The following is a 23,092-nucleotide window of genomic DNA, read 5'->3' as shown; positions in this document are numbered from 1 at the left end:
CAACTGCCGCGCGAGCGTCGCGCCGACGCCGAACAGCATCGGGTCGCCGCTCGCCAGCACGCACACCGCGTGCGGACGCTCGGCGAGCAGCGGCGCGAGATCGAACGGACGCGGCCATGCCGCGCGGCGCGCGGCAAGCCGCGCCGGCAGCATCGCGAGATGCCGCTCGCCGCCATACACCACCGAGGCGCCAAGCAAAGCACGCCGCGCGGGCCGTCCCAATCCGGCGAAGCCGTCGTCGCCAATGCCCACCACGGTCAGCCATGCCGGCATGCATCCATCCTCATCGTTTGTCGTTGGAAAAGCGGTTGAAAAGGCGCTTGGAACAGGCTCAAAAACAGGCTCAAAGCATGCCCGAAACGCCTACGAAAGACGTCCGGCAGCGCGGCCGGCGAAGCCTTCGAAAGCGCGCCGAGGCGCGCCAGTCAAAGCGCCCAGCCTCGTTGCGCGGTTCGAAAAAAGGCATAATACAGCCGCCGGCGCCCTTCGGGGCCCAAGAGGGAACACAGTAACGATGTGGCTGCCCCCGCAACTGTATGCAGCGAGTCCGCCTGCGCCACGCGCCACTGGTTCGACCGGGAAGGCCGCGGCGGACCATGACCTGCGAGCCAGGAGACCTGCCGGCGCAACTGTTCGTGCCAGCCAACATCGGGCGGGGTGTACCGATGCCGCAGCAAGGTCCGCGACGCGGCCTGCTCGGGCCGTTGCGCGACGCTATTCCCGGTGTCCGTCTTGAATCGAGCTTCGCCCTCAACCGTTTTGCCCCACGCGCTTCCGATGTCGCGGCCCTCGGCGTGTCCGGGGCTGCTGCGCATCGTCGCCGCGCGCGACGGCGGCCTCTGCCGGATCAAGCTGCCGGGCGGCGAACTCGGCGCCGCGCAGGCGCGCGCGATCGCCGAGGCGAGCACGCGGCACGCGAACGGCGTGATCGAGTTGACCAATCGCGCGAATCTGCAGCTGCGCAGCGTGCGCGAGCGGCATGAGGCGGCGTTGAGCGGAGAGTTGATCGAAGCGGGGTTGGGGCCGGGGGCGGGTTCTCTGTGCGCTTTTGATCCTGCTTTTGCTCCTGCTTCCGGTTCGGCCACTGGCTCTTGCTCTTCCCCGCTCGACGCGAACGACGCAAACGCTCCTCCGGACACCACCGCTCTCGGTTTCGCCGACGACATCCGCAACGTGATGACCAGCCCCGCCGCCGGCCGCGATCCGTCTGCGTTGATCGATACGAGGCCGTTGTGCGCCAAATTGCTCGCGCTGCTGCAAGACGAGGCGCGCTTCGCGGCGTTGTCGCCGAAATTCGCCCTGCTGCTCGACGGCGGCGAACGGCTCGCGCGGGTCGATCATCCGCACGATGTGTGGCTCGCGGCGTCGGCGGATGAAGGCGGCGTGCGCTTCGTGTTCGGGCTCGCGGGATGCCCGGTAGACGGCACGGACCCTGGTCCTGGTGCGGGAGCGGACCCTTACCGCGGCCTCACCGGCACCGGCCCCCTCGCCGCCGTTGCGCCATCGCATGTGCTGGCGCTGGTACGCGCGCTGCTGCACACGTTCCTCGATCTCGCCGACACCAACGCCACCCGCATGCGCGACCTGCTCGCCACGCACTCCGCCGACGCGATCCTCGAACACGCGCAGCGCTACGTCGATTTCCCGCTCGCCCGCGACGCCTCGCTCGCGCGCTGGCAACGCGCTCCCGGCGCCGACGCCTCGCTGCGCCTCGGCGCACACGCCCAACGCGACGCCAACACCTGGCACGTCGGCGGCCAGCCGCCGCTCGGGCGTCTGAGCGCCGCGGCGCTGCAGGGCCTCGGCGCGCTCGCACAGCAATACGGCAACGGCACGCTGCGCATCACCCCGTGGCAAAGCGTGCTGCTGCCCGACATCCCGACGCAGGCCGTGCCTGCCGTCCTCGCGCAGCTAGGCGCGCTCGGCCTCGCCTGCGATCCCGCCCAAGCCATCACGCACGTGATCGCCTGCACCGGCTCGCCAGGCTGCGCGAAGAGTCTCGCCGACACCAAGGCCGACGCGCTGCAACTGGCCGCGCGACTGCCCGCCGGCGTCGACGTGCATCTGAGCGGCTGCCCGCGCTCGTGCGCGGCCGCGCATTGCACGCCGTACACGCTGCTCGCCGCCGCGCCCGGCGTCTACGACCTTTATCGACGCGACGGCCGCTCCGGTTTCGGCCACTGCGTCGCCCCCCCACTGACGATCGACGAGGCCGCCGACCTGCTCGCGCGTCTCGTCAGGAATAAACCCGATGCTTGATTACATCCGCGACGGTCAGGAGATCTATCGCCAATCCTTCGCGACGATTCGCGCCGAGGCCGACCTGTCGCGTATCCCCGCCGACCTCGAAAAACTCGCGGTGCGCGTGATCCACGCGTGCGGCATGGTCGACGTGATCGACGACCTCGCGTTCTCCGCCGGCGCGGGCACGGCGGGCCGCGTGGCGCTCGCGCAAGGCGCGCCGATCCTGTGCGACGCGGGCATGGTTGCGCAGGGCATCACGCGCGCGCGGCTGCCCGCCGACAATGCGGTGATCTGCACGCTCACGCACATGAACGTGCCCGCGCTCGCGCGCGAGATCGGCAATACGCGCTCGGCCGCCGCGCTCGAGCTGTGGCGCCCGCACCTCGCCGGCAGCGTCGTCGTGATCGGCAATGCGCCGACCGCGCTGTTCCATCTGCTCGACATGCTCGATGCGGGCGCGCCGCAGCCCGCGCTGATTCTCGGCTTTCCGGTCGGCTTCGTCGGCGCGGTGGAATCGAAGGCGGCGCTCGCGGAAAACAGCCGCGGCGTGCCCTACGTGGTCGTGCACGGACGGCGCGGCGGCAGCGCGATGGCGGCCGCGGCGGTCAACGCGCTCGCAACGGAGATCGAGTAAATGACGGCACAGGTGACGACTCAAACGACAACTCAAGCGACCTCCCTGGCGACACGGCATACGGCAACCCGGGGCCGGCTGTTCGGCATCGGCGTCGGCCCCGGCGACCCCGAACTCATCACGCTGAAGGCGCTGCGTTTGCTGAAGGCCGCGCCGGTGGTTGCGTACTTCGTCGCGAAGGGCAAGAAAGGCAACGCGTTCGGTATTGTCGAGGCGCATCTGGACGAGGCGCAGCAGCATCTGCCGCTCGTCTATCCGGTCACGACCGAGGCGCTCGAACCGCCGCTGTCGTATGAAGCGATCATCGCGGACTTCTACGACACGGCCGCCGAAATCGTCGCCGGCCATCTCGACGCGGGCCGCGACGTCGCCGTGATCTGCGAGGGCGATCCGTTTTTCTACGGCTCGTACATGTACCTGCACGACCGGCTGGCCGCGCGCTACGACAGCGAAGTCGTGCCGGGCGTGTGCTCGATGCTCGGCGGCGCGGCCGTGCTCGGCGCGCCGCTCGTGTATCGCAACCAGAGCCTCTCGGTGCTCTCGGGCGTGCTGCCCGAGGACGAATTGCGCCGCCGTCTCGCCGATGCCGACGCCGCCGTCGTCATGAAACTCGGCCGCAATTTCGACAAGGTGCGGCGCGTGCTCGACGACCTCGGACTCGCCGGGCGCGCGCTCTACGTCGAACGCGCGACGATGGGCAATCAGCGCATCGTGCCGCTTGCCGAGGTCGATCCGATGGCCTCGCCGTATTTTTCGCTGCTTGTCGTGCCGGGGCAAAAATGGCAAGGATGAACGTGCCGGCCATCGTGATTCTCGGCGCGGGGGCGCTGGAAACCGCGCGGCGGATTCGGGCGGTTTATGAGAGGCGCGGCGCACAGGCTATGTGCGACGCTGAGGCGACACACGGCGCCGACGCCGCCCGTGACGGCGATGCCGACGCTGCTCGCGGTACGGCTGCCGTCGATCGCAGCGTTCAACCTGTTCTCTCCGCTCCCGCTCGCTGCGAAATCCACGCGCTGCAAGGCCGCGTAGGGGTCGGGGGCGGGGCCGACGTCGCCTACACTGAACTCGGCGCGCACCTGCGCGAACTCTATACGCGCGGCACGCCGATCGTCGTGCTGTGCGCGGCCGGTATCGTGATCCGCTGTCTCGCGCCGTTGCTGTCGAACAAGGGCGCGGAGCCGCCGGTACTCGCGGTCGCCGAGGACGGCAGCGCGGTCGTACCGCTGCTCGGCGGCCTCGCGGGCGTCAACGTGATGGCGCGCGAAATCGCCACGGCCCTGACCGTGCAGCCCGCGATCACGACGAGCGGCGAGTTGCGCTTCGGCACCTGCGTGCTCAATCCGCCCGAGGGCTATGCGCTCGCCGATCTGGGTCAAGGCAAGCGCTTCGTGTCGGATCTGCTCGCGGGGGCAAGCACGCGCATCGAAGGCGAGGCGCCGTGGCTCGACGACGCGCAACTGCCGCGCGATGCCCACGCACGGCTCGCGATTCGCGTGACGCCGCATGCGTGGGATGGCCGCGTGGATGAACTGGTGATTCATCCACGGAGCGTGGTGGCGGCGGTGGTGCTGGCGGATGCGTGGGGCAGTACCGATGCTGCTGAGCAAGCGCAGGCTCGTACTGCCGGCGCGGCTGAGGAAACCGGTGGCGATGCCGGTCACGCCAAGGCCAAAGCCAGCGATAACGCGAGCGGCACGGCAACTGACAGTGCTGCTGCGACCTCTATTGCGACCGCTACCGCCGAAGCCAACGCCCATACAGGCCGCACTACCGCTCAGCCTGCCGCGATGGCTGACAGCGCCCCGGCCGAGTCCGTTACCCAATCCGCCGAAGCGATCGCCGCACACGTACGTGCAGCCCTCGACGCACACGGCCTCGCCGCGCTGTCGCTAGCGGCCTTGCTCGCGCCGACCGCGAGCATGACCCACCCCGCGCTGGCGCAAGCCGCGGCGCTCCTGAACGTGCCGCTGCGCTTCGCCGACGCAAGCTCCGCGGCGGATCGCTCAACCCCCGAGGCATTGCTGCATGCTTCGCTGCGCGTCCCGCATAAGACGCTGAATGAAGCCATACCCAACACACCAGACGCAGCGGCTCACAACACGCCGCACGAAACATCTCACGAGGCGCCGCACGCCCATCCCCCCATCGCCCTCGCTCTCGCCCTCACCCCGCTCGCCATCGATCCCGCGACCATCGGCCAAGCGCGCGGCCGCCTGACCGTGATCGGCCTCGGCCCCGGCCGCGCCGACCTGCTGGCCCCGGCCGCGCGCACGGCATTGAACGAGGCCACCGACATCCTCGGCTACGACACCTACGTGAAAATGGCCGGCCCGCTGCGCGCGGATCAGCGCGTGCACGGCACCGACAATCGCGAGGAAATGCAGCGCGCGCGCCACGCGTTCGAACTCGCGAGCGAGGGCCGTGCGGTCGTGATGGTGTCCTCGGGCGACCCCGGCGTGTTCGCGATGGCGGCGGCCGTGCTCGAAGCGCTCGACGCCTCGCGCGACGACGCCTGGGCCACCGTCGAACTGTCGATCGTGCCGGGCGTCTCGGCCGCGCTCGCGACCGCCGCGCAAGCCGGCGCGCCGCTTGGCCACGACTTCTGCATGCTGTCGCTGTCGGACAACCTGAAGCCGTGGACGATCATCGAAAAACGCCTGCGTCACGCGGCCGAAGCCGATCTCGTGATGGCGTTCTACAACCCGATTTCGCGCGCGCGCCCGTGGCAACTGGACAAGGCGCTCGACATCGTGCGGGAGTATCGCGCGGCATCGACCGAGGTCGTGCTCGGCCGCGACATCGGCCGGCCCGGCGGCACGCTGCGCACGCTCACGCTTGGCGAGTTGCGTTCGTCGGACGTGGACATGCGCACGATGGTGATCGTCGGCTCATCGCTGACGCGAAGGTTTGCTTGCGGGGCCGACGGCGCGCAGTGGGTTTACACGCCGCGCTGGTACGAGTAGGCGGGCGCGCCTGTACAAAACCCGCACGAGACCTGCGGGAAGCACGTCCCCTCGCTTTTCGCGTCGCTTCTCGCCTCACTGCTCGCTCCTCGCTTCGTCCCGCCTCGTCCCGATTGGCCCTGCCTCACCCCGCTCACGCCACCTTCAGATCCTCGACCGCTCGCTGCCTGACCCCGAGGTCGTCCCACAACTCCGGATGACATGTGAACACCAGAATCTGGTGCCGCGTGGCCGCGTCGATCAGCGCGCGCTTGAGCGCATCGCGCCGCGATGCGTCGGTATGCACAGCCGCATCGTCGAACATTAACAGGGTTGGCCGGCCCGACGACTGAAGCAGGTCCGCGTAGGCGAGCCGCGTCAGGATGCCGAGCTGTTCGCGCGTGCCGAAGCTGAGCGCGTCGAGCAGTTCCTCGCGGCCCGCGCGATCGAGCGCCGCGGGACTCAGGTCGTCGCCGAGCGCGAGGCTCGCTTGCGGAAAAATCCGCTTCAGGTAGTGGCCCAGCCGCTCGGTCAACGGCGCGCGCAGTTGCGCCACCGCCGCATCGCGTTCGTCGACAAGCACCTCGTCGAGCAAACTCAGCGCGCCCGCGCGCAGGCTCAGCTCGTCCTTGCGGCGCGTGGCCTGCTCGATCTGCGCGTCGAGCGCCGCCAGCCGTTCGCCGAGACCGGACGCGCCCATCGTCTCCAACTGGCTGCGCAGTTGCGCGATCCGCACCTGACGCTCGTGCTGCTCGCTGCGCGCAAGCTCCGCCGACGCGCGATAGCGCTTCGCCTCGGCGGCCGGATCGTCGAGACGCGCCGCATCGAGTTCGCGCTCGCGGCCCTCGCGCTGCTGACGCAATGCATCGACCTTCACGCGCTGCGCGACAAGATTCGCCTGCCATTGCGCGCGGTTGCGGCGAAACGCATCGTCGGCGAGTTGCGCTTCCTTGCGCTGTAGCTGCGCGGCCAGCGAATCGGCCCGCGCGACGCCGGTCGAGCGCGCTTCGGCAGCCTGCGCGAGCACCTTGCGCGACGCATCCAGCGCGTCGCGCGCGAGGTCGGCGTGGCGGCGCGCGTCGTCGAGCGGCGGTGCGGCGGACACGTCGGGCAAGCCCGCAAGCCGCTCGCTCGATGCCTGCAAACGCGCGGCCGTCGAGGCCAGCGCCGCGCGCAACGCATCGATGCCCTGCGGCGCGTGAACCCGCAGAATTTCCGCGTGGCGCTTCTGCTGCGCGAGCGACGCTTTCCAGCGCTCGTGCCGCGCCTGCGCATCGCCCGCCGACGCGACGCCGAGCGTCTGCAACAACTGCGCATGCTGTGCTTCGAGCGACGCCAGTTCCGACAATTGCGCCGGCAGATCGGACACGCCCGGAATCACGCGCAATTCGCCGAGTTCGCCCAGGCCGATGCGCTTTTCCTCGTCGACACGCAACACGCCCGTGCCGCTGATGCGCGCCTCGCCGACGCTCAACTCGCCGTCGAGCCGATACTCGATGCGCGTCATCGCCGCTTCGGTGCGCGCGCGCAGCACGGTCAATTCGCCGTCGAGCGCGACGAGCCGCTTCAGCCGCGCCTCGTCGATTTCGAGCGCCGCCGCCTCGCGCGCGGCTTGCAGCACCGCTTCGTTCGCCTTGTCCGCTTCCACAATCGACGCGTCGAGACGCGTGCTTTCCGCGCGATAAAGCTCGATCTGGCTGCGCAGATCGGCGGCGGTCACGGCCGCGTTGGCGAGTTCGAGCGCGCGACTCGCCTCGGCCGAAGCCTGCTCGAATTGCGCGACGCCGCCCGCGGCCTGCGCATGCGCGTTCTGCGCGGCGGCCACTTCGGCGCGCGCCGCATCGAGCTGTTCGCGTTCGCGCGCGACCGCCGCTTCGAGTTCGAGCGCGCCCTGCTCCTGCTGCACCGACAACGCCAGCTCGGCCTCGCCGACCTGCAACGACTGCGCGAGCCCCTCTACGCTGCGTTCGAGTTCCGCGAGCGCGGCCGCGCGTTGCTGCGCCAGCGCGGCCTTCTGCTCGTGAAGCTCCCACGGCCGCCGGCGCCCGGCGTCGTCGAACGCTTCCTGCTGCGCGGCGAGGCGCGCGATGTTGTCGTCGAACTGCTGGCGCTGCTGCTGCAACTCGTCGCGGCTCGCGACGAGCGCCGCGAGCTTCTGTTCGGCTTCGGCGAGCGGCCCGGTCGATTTCTGCGTGCGCGCGGTCAGCAACTGGCGCAATTCGCGCTGCACGGCGGCGATCAGCGCATCCTCGCCGGCCGAGTCGCTGCCGCCCGACAACTGCGCGAGCGCATCGCGCAGATACTGCGCGGCATGCCCGGTCGAATCGCGCAGTTCCTGCGTGCCGCCCTGCTGCACCCACAGCAGACCGGGCACGCCCGCGTTCTCGGCCTTCATCGCCCCGCGCGCGGCGCGCGAAAAACCGAGCAGCGCGGCGAGCTTGTCCTCGGCTTCGTCCTCGGTGAACACGGCCTGGCCGATCCGCAGTTCGCAGCGCTGCCGCGAGACGAACTGCTTCGACAGACGGCACGCCTCGCCATCGAGATCGAAGCTCACTTCCACCGACGGTTGTCCGCTCGCGAGCCCCCACGGCAGCAGGTCCTTCAGATGCGAGGCTTTATAGCGTTCGAGAAACACCGTGCGCACGGCTTCCGCGATCGTGCTCTTGCCGGCCTCGTTCGGGCCCGTGAACAGATTGAGGCCGGGCGCCAGGTCGTCGATCACGAGCCGCCCGCTGAACTGCCTGAATTCCTGAATCGCAATGCGCTGCAGCTTCATGCGGACCTCGCTTCGCGCTGCGGCGCAGTATGTGCCATATGTGTCTCACGTTGCCGCGCGGGCTGCTGTTCGCGTTGAAAACGCGCGAGCAGCAACAGCGCCTCGGCAGCGTGCCGCGCCTGCTGCGGATCGCCCTGCGGGTCTTCCTGCAAGCCGCGCAGCCGCGCGACGACCTTGGCCAGATAACCGCTTTGCGCGCCGAGTTCGGCGAGATCGTCGGCGGTGGGCAGTACGTGCAGGTCGCCAAGATCGGCCCGCAGCGCGCGCACGCGGGCGCGGGTTTCCTCGACCGCGACACGCAGCGCCTCGGCATCGGCGAGCGCCGCCGTGCCGCCGACCTCGATCCGCAGCACGTCGTCGGCGCCGAGCGCGGCGAGCCGCGTCCTGAGGGCCTCGACGTCGCTCGGCACCGAGATCGTTTCGTCCCAGCGATGCCACCGGTATTGCCCGACCCGCACCGCTTCGACGCGCGGCGGCGCGTCCTCGCCTAGCGTCACGTCGAGCACGAAACCCGGCTCGTTGGCGCGAAAGCGGTCCTGCTCGTGCGTGCCCGCGTACCACGTACGGTCGTCGACACGCAGATGGCCGTGCCAGTCGCCGAGCGCGAGATAGTCGAGCCGCGCGCTCGCGGCACGCGTCGGCGCGAGCGGATTCGACGAATCGATGCTCTCCTGCAGAATTCCGCCGACGCTGCCATGCGCGAGCCCGACGCGCGCATAGCCAGGCGGCGTCTCGGCCGTATCGAAGAAGGCGGTGGTGTCGTCGTAGGTGATGCGTTGCGTGAGCGGCGCGCACAGCAGCGCGCAACGGCAGGCGTCGAGCAGCACGACGCCGGGTTCGAGCACGACGCGCACGTTCGGCGCGATGCAGTTCAGGCGCTGCGCGCGGGTCCACACGCTTTCGACGAGGGCGGCGTCGTGATTGCCGGGCAGCATGATCCAAGGCCCGGAGAACGGTTGCAGCGCCGCGAACAGACGCCGGATCACCGTGTCCGAAACCGTTTGCAGATCGAACACGTCGCCCGCGACGAGCACTGCATCGACGTTGCGCGCGGCCGCTTCCTCAGCGATGCGGCGCACGGTATCGAAGCGCGCCTGTGCGAGATGCGCGGTCTCGTCCGCTTCGAACTGGCCGAACTGCGTGCCGATCTGCCAATCCGCGGTGTGTAGAAATCTGCTCACTGGGTCCTCGTTGCGGTTGTCTTGCCTCGTGCCATGCTGCATCGTGGTTCGTTGCGCCGAACCGCGTTTTGTTACGCTGCTTCGCCGTGTGTCGCGCCGCCGCATGGTTGTCCTGCCGGGTTTGCCGGCGTGCCTTGCCACGACCCGCATCACGCCCCGGCGCGCGCCATCGCATTCGACGCAGCCGCATGCGAGTCCAAGCGCGAATGTTACCTTGCCGAAGCTGCCGCGCGTACGCCGGCTGGACGCATGCGCCGGCCGTGCCGCATCATGGCACCCGCACCGTACCGCACCGCACCGCCCTCGCCCGACAGGACCACCCCGACGATGGACAAGACCACCGAACTGAAGCGCGCCAGGCGCACGCCCTTATTGCTGCTGCTCGTGGCCGCCGGCGTTTTCGTCGTGACCGCGTTCATGCCGCGCGGCGTGTGGATCGACGGCATCAAGGCGATTGCCGAGGCCGCGATGGTCGGCGCGCTCGCGGACTGGTTCGCCGTCGCCGCGCTGTTCCGGCGCGTACCGCTTCCGCTCGTCGCGCGCCATACCGCGATCATCCCGCGCAACAAGCACAAGATCGCCGATAACCTCGCGGTCTTCGTGCAGGACAAGTTTCTCGACGTGCCCTCGCTCGTCGGCCTGATCCGCCGCCACGACCCGGCGCGCAGCATCACGTTGTGGCTCACCGAGCCGGCCAATACCGCGCGCCTCGGCGATTACGTCGTGCGCCTGACGGGCGGCATGCTCGACGTGGCCGACGACGCGCGCATCCAGAGCTTCATCCGCGACGCGCTGCGCGACGTGCTCGCGAAGGTCGATCTGTCGCAAGCGACGGGCGCGATGCTCGACACGCTCACGCGCGACGGCCGCCATCAGGAACTGCTCGACACTGCGCTCGATCAGCTGATCGCACTGCTGCGCGAGCCGCCCGCGCGCGAGTTCATTGCGGCACGCATCGTCGATTGGGTCAGGAGCGAGTATCCGAAGATGGAGAAGATTCTGCCCTCGGCATGGCTCGGCGAGAAAGGCGCGGACGCGATCGCGAGCGCCGCGAACCGCATGCTCGAACAGATCGCGGAGAATCCCGCGCACGAGCTGCGCGAGCGGTTCGACGAGGCTGCGCGAAAGCTGATCGCGAAGCTGAAGACCGATCCCGCGTTTTTGCAGCACGGCGAAGCGCTCAAGCGCTATCTTGTCGAAGGCGACGCGTTCAGCGCCTACGTGAAGGACATGTGGAGCGAGTTGCGCGCGTGGCTCAAGCGCGACCTGCACAGCGCCGACTCGGCGCTGCATGCGCGCGTGGCGGCAATGGGCCAGTGGATCGGCCGCGAACTCGCAAGCGACCCGGCGCTGCGGCAATCGCTGAACGATCATCTCGAAGACGCGGCGCGCGCGATGGCCCCCGACTTCGCGCAGTTCCTCACGCGTCATATCAGCGATACGGTGAAGAACTGGGACTCGCGCGAGATGTCGCGGCAGATCGAACTGAACATCGGCAAGGACCTGCAATACATCCGCATCAACGGGACGCTCGTCGGCGGCTTTATCGGGCTCTTGCTGTATGCGAGTTCGCAACTGCTGGAGCTGCTGCGCATGCAGGTCGGCTAGCTGGCGAGCCGGCGAATCGGCCAACGCGAGCGAGCCCATCGCGCCGCTCCGTTACGATGCGTGCCTCTGGTTCGCGGCATGCCAAACCGCCTACAATTCAGGCATATGTCTTGCTGCCCCGTTATCTCCCGGAACGCCCCGGCAGCGCGCTCCAACCGGAATGTCTGTTCACATGAAAATATCGTTACCGCCGCCGCAGCGGCCGCCGAACCGCGTTTACCCGCCGGGCACGCCAGGCCTGCATGGCCTCGTGTCGCTGATTACCGGCGTCGTGGTCGTATGCGCACTCTACTTCGGCCGGGCGGTGCTGATTCCGATCACGCTGTCGGTGCTGTTGAGCTTTCTGCTCGCGCCGCTCGTGCAGATGCTGCGGCGCCTGCACATGGGCCAGTGGCCGTCGATCTTCATCGCCGTGCTGTTCGCGCTCGCCTCGATGCTCGCGGTCGGCGCGCTGATCGGCGCGCAGATCGTGCAACTGGCCGGCGCCCTGCCGCAGTATCAGGAAGCGATCGAGCAGAAGATCGAAACGGTGCAGGAAAAAACCGTCGGCCGCGCCGACTCGCTGATGAGCAGCACCGCTTCCGTGCTGCAGCGCATGGCGCCGTCGCGCCCCGCTCCGCCGCACCCTACCGGCCGCGCCGCGCGCAACGCGCCCGCGGTGCCGCAACCGGTCGAGGTGCACGAGCCCGCGCCGACGCCGATCCAGCTTGCGCAGCGCGCGCTGTCGCCGGCCATCGCGCCGATCGAGACGAGCTTCATCGTGCTGGTCGTGACGATCTTCATTCTTTTGCAGCGCGAGGACCTGCGCGACCGGCTCATCAGCCTGTTCGGCTCACGCGACCTGCACCGCACGACCACGGCGATCAACGACGCCGCCGGGCGCCTGTCCCGCTACTTCGTCGCGCAGCTCGGCGTGAACCTCAGCACCGGCGGCGTGATCGCGATCGGGCTGGCGATCATCGGCGTGCCGGGCGCGCTGCTGTTCGGCGTGATCGCCGCGCTGCTGCGCTTCGTGCCGTATATCGGCATCTGGATCGCGGCGATCCTCGCCGTGTTTCTCGCGGCCGCGATCCAGCCGCAATGGACGATGGCCGTCTATACGCTGATCCTGTTCATCGTCGTCGACGTGGTGGCCGGGCAGATTGCCGAGCCGCTGCTGTACGGCCATCGCTCGGGGCTCTCGCCGCTCGCGGTGGTGGTCGCGGCGATCTTCTGGAGCTGGCTGTGGGGACCGATCGGGCTCGTGCTGTCGACGCCGCTCACGCTGTGCGTCGTCACGCTCGGGCGCTATGCCGACCGCCTCAACTTCCTCACCGTGCTGCTCGGCGACCAGCCCGCGCTGACGCCCGCGCAGAATTTCTACCAGCGCCTGCTCGCCGACGATCCGCACGAGGCGATCGTGCAGGCCGAGCGGTTGCTGCGCGAGATGTCGCTGATCGACTACTACGACAAGGTCGCGCTCGAAGGCTTGCGGCTCGCGCGCAACGATGCGCTGCGCGGCGTGCTGATGCCGGACCAGTTGCAGCGGATCAACGACGCGCTCGTCGATATCGTCGAGAACCTCGAAGTCGCCGATGGCTTGCCGGATACGCTCGCGCGCGCCGATGCGGCCCACGCCACCCACGCCACCGAGATGGGCGGCACGCTGCTCGCCAGCGCGCCGCAGGAAGCGGCCGGACACCGCGGCGATCATGTGCCGGCGCAAACGCCCGAGTCGCGGGACGCGACGAAAACGGCGGTGCTGTGCGTGCCCGGACGCGGCGCGTTCGACGAAGTGACGACCGCGATCGCGGTGCAACTGCTCGGCCGCCAGGGCTTCGCGCCGATGATGGCGACGCACTCCGGCTATCGCAGCGCTCACGCCGACGAGCCGAGCTACAAGGACGCGTCGATCATCTGCATCGTGTCGCTCGATGCGCCCGAGTCGCCGCCGTATCTGCGCAACATGCTGCGGCGCACGCGCGAATGGCGGCCGCGCGCGACGCTCGTGGTGGGCGTCGGCATCAGCGAGCCGGCGGAACGTAACGGCGCGGAACTGGAAACGGCCGGCGCCCTGCCGGCGTCGCCCACGTTTCGGGCGATGATCGAGGAATGCCACGCCGCGACGGGCGAGCTGCCGATGCGGCCGTCGGTGCATGCGGCTGGGGCCGAGTAACGCGCGCGCGGACTCATTGCGGCGAGTCCGCATGAAAAACCGCGCGGTTTTCAGGCAAGACCGCGCTCGAGGGTTCGAGTCTGCGCGCCTCGAACCCTGACTACCTCACTGCCTCACTGCTTCGGATACAAACCCAACGTGCTCGCCTGCAAACGCGCGAGCCCGAGCAATACGTCGGTATACGGCGTCGGCACCTGCGTCAGTTGCCCGAGTTCGCGTACCGCCCCGACCAGCGCGTCGAGCTCGACCGCCTTGCCCGCCTGCACGTCCTGCAACATCGAGGTTTTCATCGCGCCGAGCTTCAGCGTGATCGCGTGACGATCGTCGGGCGCCTGCTCGATCGGAATGCCGAAGCGCGCGCCGATCTCCTTCGCTTCGAGCATGATCTGCGTGACGAAGCCGCGTACGAGTTCGTCGCCGAGAATCCGGTCCGTCGTCGCGCCCGTGAGCGCGCTGACCGGGTTCATCGTCATGTTGCCCCACAGCTTGTACCAGACGTCGCGCTGGATCTGCGCCGACATCGACGCATCGAAGCCGGCCGCCCTCAGCAGCGCCGCGAGCTGTTCGACGCGCTCGCTCGGCTGCCCCGACGCCTCGCCGACGATCAGCCCGTTGCCCTGGTGATGGCGGATCACGCCGGGCGCATCGACGAGGCAGCTCGCATGCACGACGCAGCCGACCGTCCGCGCGCCGGGAATCGCCGCCGCGATCGCGCCGTCCGGGTCGATCGACGTCAGGCGCTGCCGCCCGAAGCCGCTGCCGAGCCCGTCGCAGAACCACCACGGCACGCCGTTCATCGCCGTCAGCACGATCGTGCCGGGGCCGAGCAGCGGCGCGATTCGCGCGGCCACCGCCGCCATCGCCGGTCCCTTCACCGCGATCACGACGAGTTCCTGCACGCCGAGGCTGGCGGGATTCTCGCTCGCCTCGACCTGTTCGGCGAACACGACGCCGCCTTCGACCAGACGCAGCCCGTGCTGGCGCAATGCGTCGAGCGTCGCGCCGCGCGCCACCACGCTCACCGCGTGGCCGGCCTGTGCGAGCTTCACGCCCATCCAGCCGCCGATCGCGCCGGCGCCATAGATCGCTACTTTCATCGCTTCAATCCTTGCGTGGATTCCTGACTGGGTTTCTTGACCTGCTTGCCGCGTTGAGGCTTCGAACGGGTCATGTGCTCCTCATGCGCCCATCACGCGCTCACTGCCGGTAGCTCGCGTCGATGCGATCGACGCGCCGCACCAGCGCATCGAACACGTCCTGCCCCGCGCCGTGGCGCGGGTCGAACTGCAGCGCATCGCGCGAGCAGCGGGCCGCCACGTCCTCGGGCACCGGCCGCGCGCGGCCCATCGCAAACGTCGCCATCTGGATTTCGCACGCGCGGTTGAGCGTCCACAGTATCGCGAAGGTCTGCGGCAACGTGTGGCCCCATGCAAGCAGGCCGTGATTGCGCAGGATCACCGCCTGGCGGTTGCCGATATGTTCGAGCAGACGCGGCCCCTCTTCCGCATGAATCGTAATGCCCTCGAAGTCGTGGTACGCAATGCGCTCGTGCAGTTGTGCGCTATAGAAGTTGGTCTGCTGCAAGCCGTCTTCGAGACAGGCCACGGCGACACCCGCTGTCGTATGCGTGTGCATCACGCAGTGCGCCTCGGGAATGCCTTCGTGAATCGCCGCATGCACGACAAAGCCGGCCGGGTTGACCGGATGCGGCGAGCCGTCGAGCACGCGGCCGTGCGCATCGATTTTCACGAGATTGCGCGCGGTCACTTCGCTGTAGTGCAGCCCGAACGGGTTGATGAGGAAGTGGCGCTCGTTGCCGGCGACGCTCGCCGGCACGCGCAACGTAATGTGGTTGTAGATCATCTCGGTCCAGCCGAGCATGTCGAAGATGCGATAGCACGCGGCGAGCTGCACGCGCGCCTGCCATTCGTCGGGATGCAGGGCGGCGGATGGCGCTACGCTCGCCGGCCGGGTTTCGAGGGTCGTCATTCGTGTCTCCATGATTGTCGTGGCGGCGCTGCGTCATGCCATGCCATGTTATGCCGCGGCGCCGCCCGTCGATACCTGCCGCCATTCGCCGCCGTCATGCGCGGTATACTGCCGCGCTCGATGCCTGGCTCGATGCCGGACTCAGGCGCCCGACACCACCGCTGCGATCGACGAGGCCACGTACTCGGCGTTGCGCGCGTTGAGGCCCGCGACGCACATGCGTCCCGAGCGCAGCACGTACACTGCGTATTCGTTACGCAGGCGCTCGACCTGGCTTTCGGACAGCCCTGTGTACGTGAACATGCCGCGTTGCGCGACGTAGCGCGTGCGCATTACGTCGTCCACACGGCCTTCGAGGCCCGCGTAGATCGTGTTGCGCATCGCCAGAATCCGCTCGCGCATCGCGCCGAGTTCGGCTTCCCACGAGGCGCGCAGTTGCGCATCGGCAAGCACGTTGGCGACGAGGCGCGCGCCGTGCGTCGGCGGATTGCTGTAGTTCGCGCGCACCGCCGCCATCAGTTGGCCGAGCACGCGCGCGGCTTCGTCGGCGCTCCGGCACACGACGCTCAAGGCGCCGCAGCGTTCGCCGTACAACGAGAAGTTCTTCGAGAACGAATTGGCGACGATCAGCGGCACGTCCGCGTCGGCGAGCAGACGCACGCAGGCGGCGTCTTCCTCAAGGCCCGCGCCGAAACCCTGGTAGGCCATGTCGACGAACGCGATCAGCTTGCGGCGCTGCAATACCGGCACCAGTTCGGCCCATTGCGCCGGGCTCAGATCGACACCGGTCGGGTTATGGCAGCACGCATGCAGCAGCACGACGCTCTTTTCGGGCAGCGTATCGATCGCGGCGAGCATCTCGGCGAAACGCAGGCCGCCCGTTTGCGGGTCGTAGTACGGATAGGTGTTGACCGTGAGCCCCGCCGCCTCGAACACGACGCGATGGTTTTCCCAGCTCGGGTCGCTGATCCACATCTGCGAGCCCGGGAAATAGCGCTTAAGGAAATCGGCACCGACCTTGAGCGCGCCCGAGCCGCCGAGCGTCTGCAGGGTGGCGATGCGGCCCGCCTCGCGCGCCGCGTGGTTCGCGCCGAACACGAGCGCCTGCGCGGTGTCGCGATAGAGCGGCAGACCCGCCATCGGCAGATACGAGCGCGGGCCGATCGCGTCGAGCAGCGCGGTTTCGGCGCGGCGCACCGCGTCGATGACGGGCAGCTTGCCGGCGTCGTCGAAATAGATGCCGATGCTCAGGTTGACCTTGTTCGGCCTGGGGTCCAGCTGAAAGTCTTCGTTCAGGCTCAGAATCGGGTCGCCGGGATAGGCGGGAATGTGGTCAAACATGGCAAGTCCTTGAAGGCGGCCTCGAAAGGCCAAGGGTAGCGGCCGCGACACCGGGGCCGCGCACCTCGGCCGAGCGGTTTCGGCGACGTCGGGCGCGGCCGCGGACGACCAGGCAAACCTCAAGTCTAAGCGGGTTTGCCCGACGACGTCGATTTGCACGAGTATCGGCCCTCGGCGCGCGCGGCACAATCAAGCGATTTTTCACGATTCGTAAGTTTTTCTTTAGAATCGGCCCTATGCCTCTTACCCGTGTCACGATCCGCCAGTTCGAAGCGTTTCTCGCCATCGTCGATCTTCACAGCATCGGCGCGGCGGCGGCCCGGCTCGGGCTGACTGCCTCGGCGGTCAGCCAGTTGCTGGCCGAACTCGAAACCGAACTCGGCTTCCGGCTGTTCGATCGCACGACGCGGCGCGTCGCGCTGTCGAGCGCGGGACAGGATTTCCTCGCCTCGGCCGAATCGGTGCTGCGCCACGTACAGGCGGCCGCGCAATCCGCCGACGACATCCGCAACCGCGCGGCCGGCATCGTGCGCGTGGGCGCGCCGCTCGTGATCGCGGCCACGGCGCTGCCCGCGGCGATCGCCGACTATGCGCGCAACAAGCCGAAGGTCGTCGTGCGCATCTGCGACACCGGGGTCGAGCAACTGGTGGAGCGCGTCGAGAGCGGCGACGTCGATCTCGCGATCGGCCCCGACCGGCCAAGCGGCGCACGCGTGCGCTGCGATCCGGCGTTCGCGAGCCCGTGGGTCATGTGGTGCGCGGCTACGCACGCGCTCGCGGCGCGCCGGCGCGTGCAGTGGCGGCATCTGCGCGACGTGCCGATCGTCGCGACCGGGCGCGATCACGAACGCGCGGTCGACCAGATGCGCGCGAATCTGCCGGCCGAGGCGCGCATTATCCCGGTCGACGTCGTCGACAACGTCACGACCGCGTTCGGCCTCGCCTCGCAAGGGCTCGCGGTCACGCTGGCGCCGGCCTACGTCGCGCCGCTCGCGCGCACGTTCGGGCTCGTGATGAGGCGCATCGTCGATCCCGAAACGATTCGCGAGGTCTGCGTGTATCGCCCGACCGAGCGCGCGCTGTCGCCGTCCGCCGATGGTTTCGCGGATTTCGTCATGCCGTGGTTAAGGCGCTGGGATCGGGAGATGCAGAGCGAGGCGCGGGGAAAGCGGGAGTGAGGCTGGATGGCAGGTTGCGCTGAAGGCGCTGACTGCCTCGACGCGCTCGCTCCGTCGATACGCTGCTGCGAATGCAATTCAACCAGGTTTTCTATTTTGGGCCTTCGCCCATGTACGGACAGCCTGCCGCACGACGATTATCTGATCTCTGCCGATCCGGGCAGCGACTTCAAATCAATCGTCGGCCTGTCTATGTCCTTGACCGTCTATCGCGGTCAGGGCGCCCCTCACGCCCACAACTGGACAATCGATCCGCCTGGTGGGCAGCTCGGGCACGGCCCCGGTCTGCCGTTTTCACTGCTCCCCTGATAGACGGAAACGAAATGGAAAAATCAAATTACACAAATGTGCGGGAAATCCAGAGTTTCCCGAACTTCCACGATGCCGAACTCTTGCGGATCGAGCACCGTCGCGATGAACGCGAGTTGGAGCTCGGCTTCAAGCGTGTCAATGGTGAAATAGAGGTCCTGCTTTTCAGGCAGGTGCTTGCCATGCGAATGCTGGATTTCGCGGAGCAAAATGTTGCCTCGCGCGTATTGCTGTCGCCGATACATTCGTTTTCCGTCAACGAGGTGAGAACCATCGTCGGATGGATTCGCAGCTGGGCCGACTCCAAACCCGTGCTCGTGTCTCAGGAGCAAGCGGAGCAGATCACTCAATCCATACAGGCAGGAAAAACAGCGCTATTCGCACTGGATCCCTCATGCGGCGCTGAAGTCGCCGTCCTGTGTGAATCGGCATGGCTACGGCAACGCGATTGATCGCGTCGCCGTATTCGCCGGCCCCAGTCGCCTCAGAACCGATAGTTGATCGACACATCGGCAACCCCGGTCGCCCGGCTGTGCGTGATCGGACTGTTGCCCGCGCTGCCGACCAGTTGCTCGAATGCGCCATCCGCGGTGGCGAACCAGTGCCTGTTGAACAGCCAGACCGCGCTGATGCCGAAGCCCACCGACTTGAAGCCCGCGCTCGCGTGGTACGGCGAATACTGCGAGTGCGCGGCCTGCTCCTGATTGACGCCGAACCAGCTGTTCATGTATTTCGAGTCGGCAAGCGTCACGTTCGGACCGGCGAACCAGAAGAACTGCTTCGTGCTGCCGGGCATCGGCAGATAGGCGCCGAGATCGCCGGTCCACCCATTCGAGCCGCCGAAGTAGCGGCGAATGTCGGCGCGCACGACGAGCGGAAACGTCTTCGACACGACGTATTCGCCGGCCAGCTTCAGACCCGGCGCCGCGTTGATGTTGCCGAGTCCGTCGAGTTCCTGCGGATCGTCGCGCGCGCGCCGCCCGAGGTCGTAGACGGCGGCGAGACTCATGCGCCAGTTCTCGCCCTGCGCGAAGTTCGCGCCGAAGCCCTCGCCGCTCGACAGAAAGAACAGGTCCTTGTAGCGCACGTCGAGGCTCGGCCCGGCCACGACGTGATAGCGGTCCGAACCCTCGAAGCGCGGCTGGAACGACGTCGCCGCGCCGAGGCGCACCTGCCAGTCGGGGATGTCCGGCTGATACATCTTCTGCAGTGCAATGCCGGCCGAGTACTGCCACTCCCCGAGCGGCGACGGCGTCTGCGCGAAGGCGACGCCGGGCAGAAAGACCATTGCGCCAAGGGTCGCCTCGACGAGCGAACTCGCCGCGCTGCCGGTTTGTTTGTGGCGAAGCCTGCCGCCCCGCTTCTTTCTACGGCTGTTCAACACCAGGGGCCTCCGATCTCGCCTTGTCGCGAGGAGCTTGGGTCCTTGCCCGAGGTCCATGAGCGGACCTGAAACTCGGGCGCCTGCCGCGCGGCTACTGACGGCAATGTAATTTTTCCAGTAGGAGATGCGGGCTGTACGGCATGCGCTTGCGCCGCGCTACTGCATCGGCGACGCGCGACGATCACGCCGTGCGCGGCTTTCGCATCAACGGCCGGGTTGCGGAAAATGGCCGCTGGAAAGCACTTACGCAAAATATGCGCCACGTTCGTGGTGATTCGATGATCGGGTGATACGGGCGCTGCTGCGGGAACGGCGCGCGAGGGGTCGGGGCGAAGATCGGAGTGAAGCGGTCGCGCCATGCGCCGCAAAAGAGCACGAACAACGACCGCCTTCGTCGCCCGGAAGACGACGAAGGCAAGGAAGAAGGCGTCACGGCGCCACTACTGCTGCGCTTCGACCAGCACCGGCTTGTCGCGATACAGATTGGGGAATAGCCGTTTCAGATTGACGATTTTCGGCATGTCGTTGATCGCGATATAGGCCGAATCGGGATGCAACGTCAGGTAGTTCTGATGGTACGACTCGGCCGGATAGAAGCCCTTGTACGGCTCCGCCTTCGTGACGATCGGCGCAGGAAACACATGCGATCTGTCGAGCTGCGCGATATAGCTCTGCGCCACCCGCCGCTGCGCGTCGTTGAGCGGGAACACCGCCGAGCGGTATTGCGTACCGCTATCGGGCCCCTGACGGTTCAGTTGGGTCGGGTCCTGAATCACCGAGAAATAGACCTGTAAAAGTTGGCCGTACGTGACCTTGCCCGGATCGAACGTGACCTGCACCGATTCGGCGTGGCCCGTTTCGCCACCGCTGACGGTCTCGTACTGCGCGGTATCGCGCGCGCCACCCGAATAGCCTGACACCGCCTTCGTCACGCCGCGTACGTGCTGGAACACGCCCTGCACGCCCCAGAAGCAGCCGCCCGCGAACACCGCGGTTTCCTCGCGCGGCATGCCGGCGGCAAGCGGTTCATCGAGCGTGGGTGGCGCGATCACGACCGCGGTCTCCGCCGAGAACGCGATGCGCTGCGTGAACACCAGCGCAAACAGGCCGGCGCCGAGCAGCGCGAAGACTGCTGCGGTACGTGAGCGAGCCGGAATACACGACGAGATCGACGAAAAAGTACGCAATAAGCCGCGAAACGAGGTACGAAAACTACGCTTGCCGAGATTCATTTTGCATCTCCTCATTCAACCCGCACACTCGGTCGATACACCCCAGTCGATACGCTCGCGAATCGCGATGCGAGACCGCCGTCGATCTGAACAATGTCCGTTTGTTGCCGCAAAATCGTGATGTCATTCATGGTGATCGCTCCGGAAAAAACATATCGTTCACGCGGTGCGATGCTGCATCCCGGTGCATGGATGCTTCCCCTCGCGCGTGACCCGAAGCTTAGTCGGCGGTCACACCGTTTTATGACAGCATGCGCGTCTTTTCTCGCGGCAGCACGACTTGCAGCGGGAATTTCGCAGAGAAAAACCGCCCTTCAACGGCTGCTTTTCGGCTTGTGCAGCTTCGCCGCGACGGCCCGCGCAAATAAAAACGGCAGCCCTCAGGCCGCCGTTCCGTTCACCACTACTACAGCATCGAGCGATACGATCAAACCGTTGCTTCGACCTGCGCTTCGCTCTCTTCGTCCGCGCTGCTGCGGATCAGGTGATCGAACGCGGACAACGACGCCTTCGCCCCCTCGCCGACCGCGATCACGATCTGCTTGAACGGCACCGTGGTCACGTCGCCGGCGGCGAACACGCCCGGCACCGAAGTCGCACCGCGCGCATCGACGACGATCTCGCCATGCTTCGACAGCTCCACCGTGCCCTTGAGCCATTCGGTGTTCGGCACGAGGCCGATCTGCACGAACACGCCTTCGAGTTCGATTGTCTTCACGTCGCCCGAAGCCAGGTCCTTGTAGGCCAGACCGTTGACCTTCTTGCCGTCGCCGGTGATCTCCGTGGTCTGCGCCTGCGTGACGACCGTCACGTTCGGCAGGCTGCGCAGCTTGCGTTGCAGCACTTCGTCGGCTCGCAGCGTCGCGCCGAATTCGAGCAGCGTCACTTCGCGCACGAGACCGGCGAGGTCGATCGCCGCCTCGACGCCCGAGTTGCCGCCGCCGATCACCGCGACGCGCTTGCCCTTGAACAGCGGGCCATCGCAGTGCGGGCAGTACGCCACGCCGTGATTGCGATACTCGCGCTCGCCCGGCACGTTGATTTCGCGCCAGCGCGCGCCGGTCGCGAGGACGATCGTCTTCGCCTTCAGCACCGCGCCATTCGCGAGACGCACCTCGTTGATGCGCCCCGGAATCAGCGCTTCGGCGCGCTGCACGTCCATGATGTCGACGTCATAGGCCTTTACGTGCTGTTCGAGCGCGGTCGCGAACTTCGGTCCTTCGGTTTCCGTCACCGAGACGAAGTTTTCGATCGCGAGCGTGTCGAGCACCTGGCCGCCGAAACGCTCGGCCACGACGCCGGTCGCAATGCCCTTGCGCGCCGAGTAGATGGCCGCCGCCGCGCCCGCCGGGCCGCCACCGACGATCAGCGTGTCGAATACCGGCTTCTTTTCCAGCTCCTTGGCAGCACGTGCACCGGCGTTGGTGTCGAGCTTCGCGAGGATTTCCTTGACGCCGCTGCGGCCCTGGCCGAACACTTCGCCGTTCATGAACATCGTCGGCACGGCCATGACCTGGCGCGCTTCGACTTCGTTCTGGAACAGCGCGCCGTCGATCGCGACGTGACGGATGCGCGGGTTGATCAACGCCATCACGTTCAGCGCCTGCACGACTTCCGGGCAGTTCTGGCACGACAGCGAGAAATACGTTTCGAATTGATAGTCGCCGTCGAGACTGCGGATCTGTTCGATCACCGCGTCGTCGAGTTTGACCGGATGGCCGCCGACCTGCAGCAAGGCAAGGACGAGCGACGTGAATTCATGCCCCATCGGAATGCCGGCGAAACGGATGCCGGTGTCCTTGCCCGCTTCGCCGATCGAAAACGACGGCTTGCGTTCGCTGTCGCCGCGACGCTCGATCACCGTGACGCGCTCCGACAACGTCGCGATATCGTTCAGCAAGGCCAGCAGCTCCTGCGACTTCGCGCTGTCGTCGAGCGAAGCGACGAGCTCGATAGGCCTGCTAACTTTTTCGAGGTACGTTTTGAGTTGAGTCTTGAGATTGGCGTCAAGCATGGCTTTGCGTTTTCCGTGACGTGGGGTGTGGGGTTCCCGGCACCGCACGCGTCGGATAGAACACGTGCGGCCCGAGGACGCACGAAGCGCCGTATCGGGCGT

The 23,092-nt window shown here is 67.4% G+C and carries 17 protein-coding genes and 1 riboswitch; of the genes, 8 read left to right on the top strand and 9 right to left on the bottom strand.

Annotated features, from left to right (window positions below; all coding sequences use genetic code 11):
* A partial coding sequence (locus tag G3N58_RS13745) for an SAM-dependent methyltransferase (protein WP_241017104.1) occupies positions 1–273 on the bottom strand: 273 nt, incomplete at its 3' end.
* Positions 274–460: 187 nt separating this feature from the next.
* Positions 461–640, top strand: a riboswitch (cobalamin riboswitch).
* Positions 641–777: 137 nt separating this feature from the next.
* On the opposite strand from G3N58_RS13745, the gene cobG reads away from it, so the two are divergent.
* Genes cobG through cobJ form a run of 4 tightly spaced genes read left to right on the top strand, consistent with a single transcriptional unit; the run spans position 778 to position 5,844 of the window.
* The gene (gene cobG / locus G3N58_RS13740) at positions 778–2,259 is read left to right on the top strand and encodes a precorrin-3B synthase (protein WP_205999406.1); all 1,482 of its coding nucleotides are present in this window, start codon (positions 778–780) and stop codon (positions 2,257–2,259) included.
* Positions 2,252–2,878, top strand: coding sequence for a precorrin-8X methylmutase (locus G3N58_RS13735; RefSeq protein WP_205999405.1), 627 nt, complete (start codon positions 2,252–2,254; stop codon positions 2,876–2,878). The genes cobG and G3N58_RS13735 overlap by 8 nt, the downstream gene beginning before the upstream one ends.
* Positions 2,879–3,670: a precorrin-2 C(20)-methyltransferase gene (locus G3N58_RS13730; RefSeq protein WP_240158915.1), complete on the top strand. Its 792-nt coding sequence runs from the start codon at positions 2,879–2,881 to the stop codon at positions 3,668–3,670.
* Positions 3,658–5,844 (top strand): precorrin-3B C(17)-methyltransferase, encoded by a 2,187-nt coding sequence (cobJ, locus tag G3N58_RS13725; RefSeq protein WP_241017103.1) that lies wholly within the window; start codon positions 3,658–3,660, stop codon positions 5,842–5,844. Before G3N58_RS13730 ends, cobJ begins: the two co-directional genes overlap by 13 nt.
* Before the next feature lie 133 nt (positions 5,845–5,977).
* On the opposite strand, the gene G3N58_RS13720 is transcribed toward cobJ, so the two are convergent.
* Together G3N58_RS13720 and G3N58_RS13715 are read right to left on the bottom strand one after the other, a co-directional pair.
* Positions 5,978–8,599 (bottom strand): AAA family ATPase, encoded by a 2,622-nt coding sequence (locus tag G3N58_RS13720; protein ID WP_205999404.1) that lies wholly within the window; start codon positions 8,597–8,599, stop codon positions 5,978–5,980.
* Complete coding sequence (locus G3N58_RS13715) at positions 8,596–9,780, bottom strand: DNA repair exonuclease (protein WP_205999403.1); 1,185 nt, start codon at positions 9,778–9,780, stop codon at positions 8,596–8,598. The genes G3N58_RS13720 and G3N58_RS13715 overlap by 4 nt, the downstream gene beginning before the upstream one ends.
* A gap of 327 nt (positions 9,781–10,107) precedes the next feature.
* Between G3N58_RS13715 and G3N58_RS13710 the strand changes: the two genes are divergently transcribed.
* Both G3N58_RS13710 and G3N58_RS13705 read left to right on the top strand, forming a co-directional pair.
* Positions 10,108–11,388, top strand: a complete 1,281-nt coding sequence (locus G3N58_RS13710) for a DUF445 family protein (protein WP_205999408.1) — start codon at positions 10,108–10,110, stop codon at positions 11,386–11,388.
* Positions 11,389–11,560: 172 nt separating this feature from the next.
* A complete protein-coding gene (locus G3N58_RS13705) occupies positions 11,561–13,543 on the top strand; it encodes an AI-2E family transporter (protein WP_205999402.1) in 1,983 nt (660 codons plus the stop codon).
* A gap of 113 nt (positions 13,544–13,656) precedes the next feature.
* On the opposite strand, the gene G3N58_RS13700 is transcribed toward G3N58_RS13705, so the two are convergent.
* From G3N58_RS13700 to G3N58_RS13690, 3 genes are all read right to left on the bottom strand, one after another.
* Complete coding sequence (locus tag G3N58_RS13700; protein ID WP_205999401.1) at positions 13,657–14,640, bottom strand: 2-dehydropantoate 2-reductase; 984 nt, start codon at positions 14,638–14,640, stop codon at positions 13,657–13,659.
* Positions 14,641–14,740: 100 nt separating this feature from the next.
* Positions 14,741–15,532, bottom strand: a complete 792-nt coding sequence (locus tag G3N58_RS13695) for a class II aldolase/adducin family protein (protein WP_167281764.1) — start codon at positions 15,530–15,532, stop codon at positions 14,741–14,743.
* Positions 15,533–15,673: 141 nt separating this feature from the next.
* Complete coding sequence (locus G3N58_RS13690; RefSeq protein ID WP_167041750.1) at positions 15,674–16,873, bottom strand: amino acid aminotransferase; 1,200 nt, start codon at positions 16,871–16,873, stop codon at positions 15,674–15,676.
* A 236-nt stretch (positions 16,874–17,109) separates the two neighbouring features.
* Between G3N58_RS13690 and G3N58_RS13685 the strand changes: the two genes are divergently transcribed.
* Both G3N58_RS13685 and G3N58_RS13680 read left to right on the top strand, forming a co-directional pair.
* The gene (locus G3N58_RS13685) at positions 17,110–18,051 is read left to right on the top strand and encodes a LysR family transcriptional regulator (protein ID WP_205999400.1); all 942 of its coding nucleotides are present in this window, start codon (positions 17,110–17,112) and stop codon (positions 18,049–18,051) included.
* Positions 18,052–18,374: 323 nt separating this feature from the next.
* Positions 18,375–18,812, top strand: coding sequence for a hypothetical protein (locus G3N58_RS13680; RefSeq protein ID WP_205999399.1), 438 nt, complete (start codon positions 18,375–18,377; stop codon positions 18,810–18,812).
* A 32-nt stretch (positions 18,813–18,844) separates the two neighbouring features.
* On the opposite strand, the gene G3N58_RS13675 is transcribed toward G3N58_RS13680, so the two are convergent.
* The 3 genes from G3N58_RS13675 to ahpF form a co-directional block, all read right to left on the bottom strand.
* Complete coding sequence (locus G3N58_RS13675; RefSeq protein WP_167281770.1) at positions 18,845–19,744, bottom strand: MipA/OmpV family protein; 900 nt, start codon at positions 19,742–19,744, stop codon at positions 18,845–18,847.
* Positions 19,745–20,184: 440 nt separating this feature from the next.
* Positions 20,185–20,976 (bottom strand): peptide-methionine (S)-S-oxide reductase MsrA, encoded by a 792-nt coding sequence (msrA, locus tag G3N58_RS13670; protein ID WP_205999398.1) that lies wholly within the window; start codon positions 20,974–20,976, stop codon positions 20,185–20,187.
* Between the two features lie 427 nt (positions 20,977–21,403).
* Positions 21,404–22,990, bottom strand: a complete 1,587-nt coding sequence (gene ahpF, locus G3N58_RS13665; protein WP_205990940.1) for an alkyl hydroperoxide reductase subunit F — start codon at positions 22,988–22,990, stop codon at positions 21,404–21,406.
* Positions 22,991–23,092 lie beyond the last annotated feature (102 nt).

The organism is Paraburkholderia sp. Ac-20342, assembly GCF_017104985.1.
Classification (GTDB): Bacteria; Pseudomonadota; Gammaproteobacteria; order Burkholderiales; family Burkholderiaceae; genus Paraburkholderia.
Note: the sequence above shows the minus strand (reverse complement) of the source record. Positions and strands in the feature narration are given on the sequence as shown.

What these genes read in the sequence shown, in the direction of transcription:
- G3N58_RS13695 (WP_167281764.1), bottom strand. Translation starts at nt 15,532, where the DNA reads ATGACGACCCTCGAAACCCGGCCGGCGAGCGTAGCGCCATCCGCCGCC.
- cobJ (WP_241017103.1), top strand. Translation starts at nt 3,658, where the DNA reads ATGGCAAGGATGAACGTGCCGGCCATCGTGATTCTCGGCGCGGGGGCG.
- G3N58_RS13680 (WP_205999399.1), top strand. Translation starts at nt 18,375, where the DNA reads ATGGAAAAATCAAATTACACAAATGTGCGGGAAATCCAGAGTTTCCCG.
- G3N58_RS13700 (WP_205999401.1), bottom strand. Translation starts at nt 14,640, where the DNA reads ATGAAAGTAGCGATCTATGGCGCCGGCGCGATCGGCGGCTGGATGGGC.
- G3N58_RS13730 (WP_240158915.1), top strand. Translation starts at nt 2,879, where the DNA reads ATGACGGCACAGGTGACGACTCAAACGACAACTCAAGCGACCTCCCTG.
- G3N58_RS13690 (WP_167041750.1), bottom strand. Translation starts at nt 16,873, where the DNA reads ATGTTTGACCACATTCCCGCCTATCCCGGCGACCCGATTCTGAGCCTG.
- G3N58_RS13735 (WP_205999405.1), top strand. Translation starts at nt 2,252, where the DNA reads ATGCTTGATTACATCCGCGACGGTCAGGAGATCTATCGCCAATCCTTC.
- G3N58_RS13705 (WP_205999402.1), top strand. Translation starts at nt 11,561, where the DNA reads ATGAAAATATCGTTACCGCCGCCGCAGCGGCCGCCGAACCGCGTTTAC.
- G3N58_RS13710 (WP_205999408.1), top strand. Translation starts at nt 10,108, where the DNA reads ATGGACAAGACCACCGAACTGAAGCGCGCCAGGCGCACGCCCTTATTG.
- cobG (WP_205999406.1), top strand. Translation starts at nt 778, where the DNA reads ATGTCGCGGCCCTCGGCGTGTCCGGGGCTGCTGCGCATCGTCGCCGCG.
- G3N58_RS13685 (WP_205999400.1), top strand. Translation starts at nt 17,110, where the DNA reads ATGCCTCTTACCCGTGTCACGATCCGCCAGTTCGAAGCGTTTCTCGCC.
- ahpF (WP_205990940.1), bottom strand. Translation starts at nt 22,990, where the DNA reads ATGCTTGACGCCAATCTCAAGACTCAACTCAAAACGTACCTCGAAAAA.
- G3N58_RS13720 (WP_205999404.1), bottom strand. Translation starts at nt 8,599, where the DNA reads ATGAAGCTGCAGCGCATTGCGATTCAGGAATTCAGGCAGTTCAGCGGG.
- msrA (WP_205999398.1), bottom strand. Translation starts at nt 20,976, where the DNA reads ATGAATCTCGGCAAGCGTAGTTTTCGTACCTCGTTTCGCGGCTTATTG.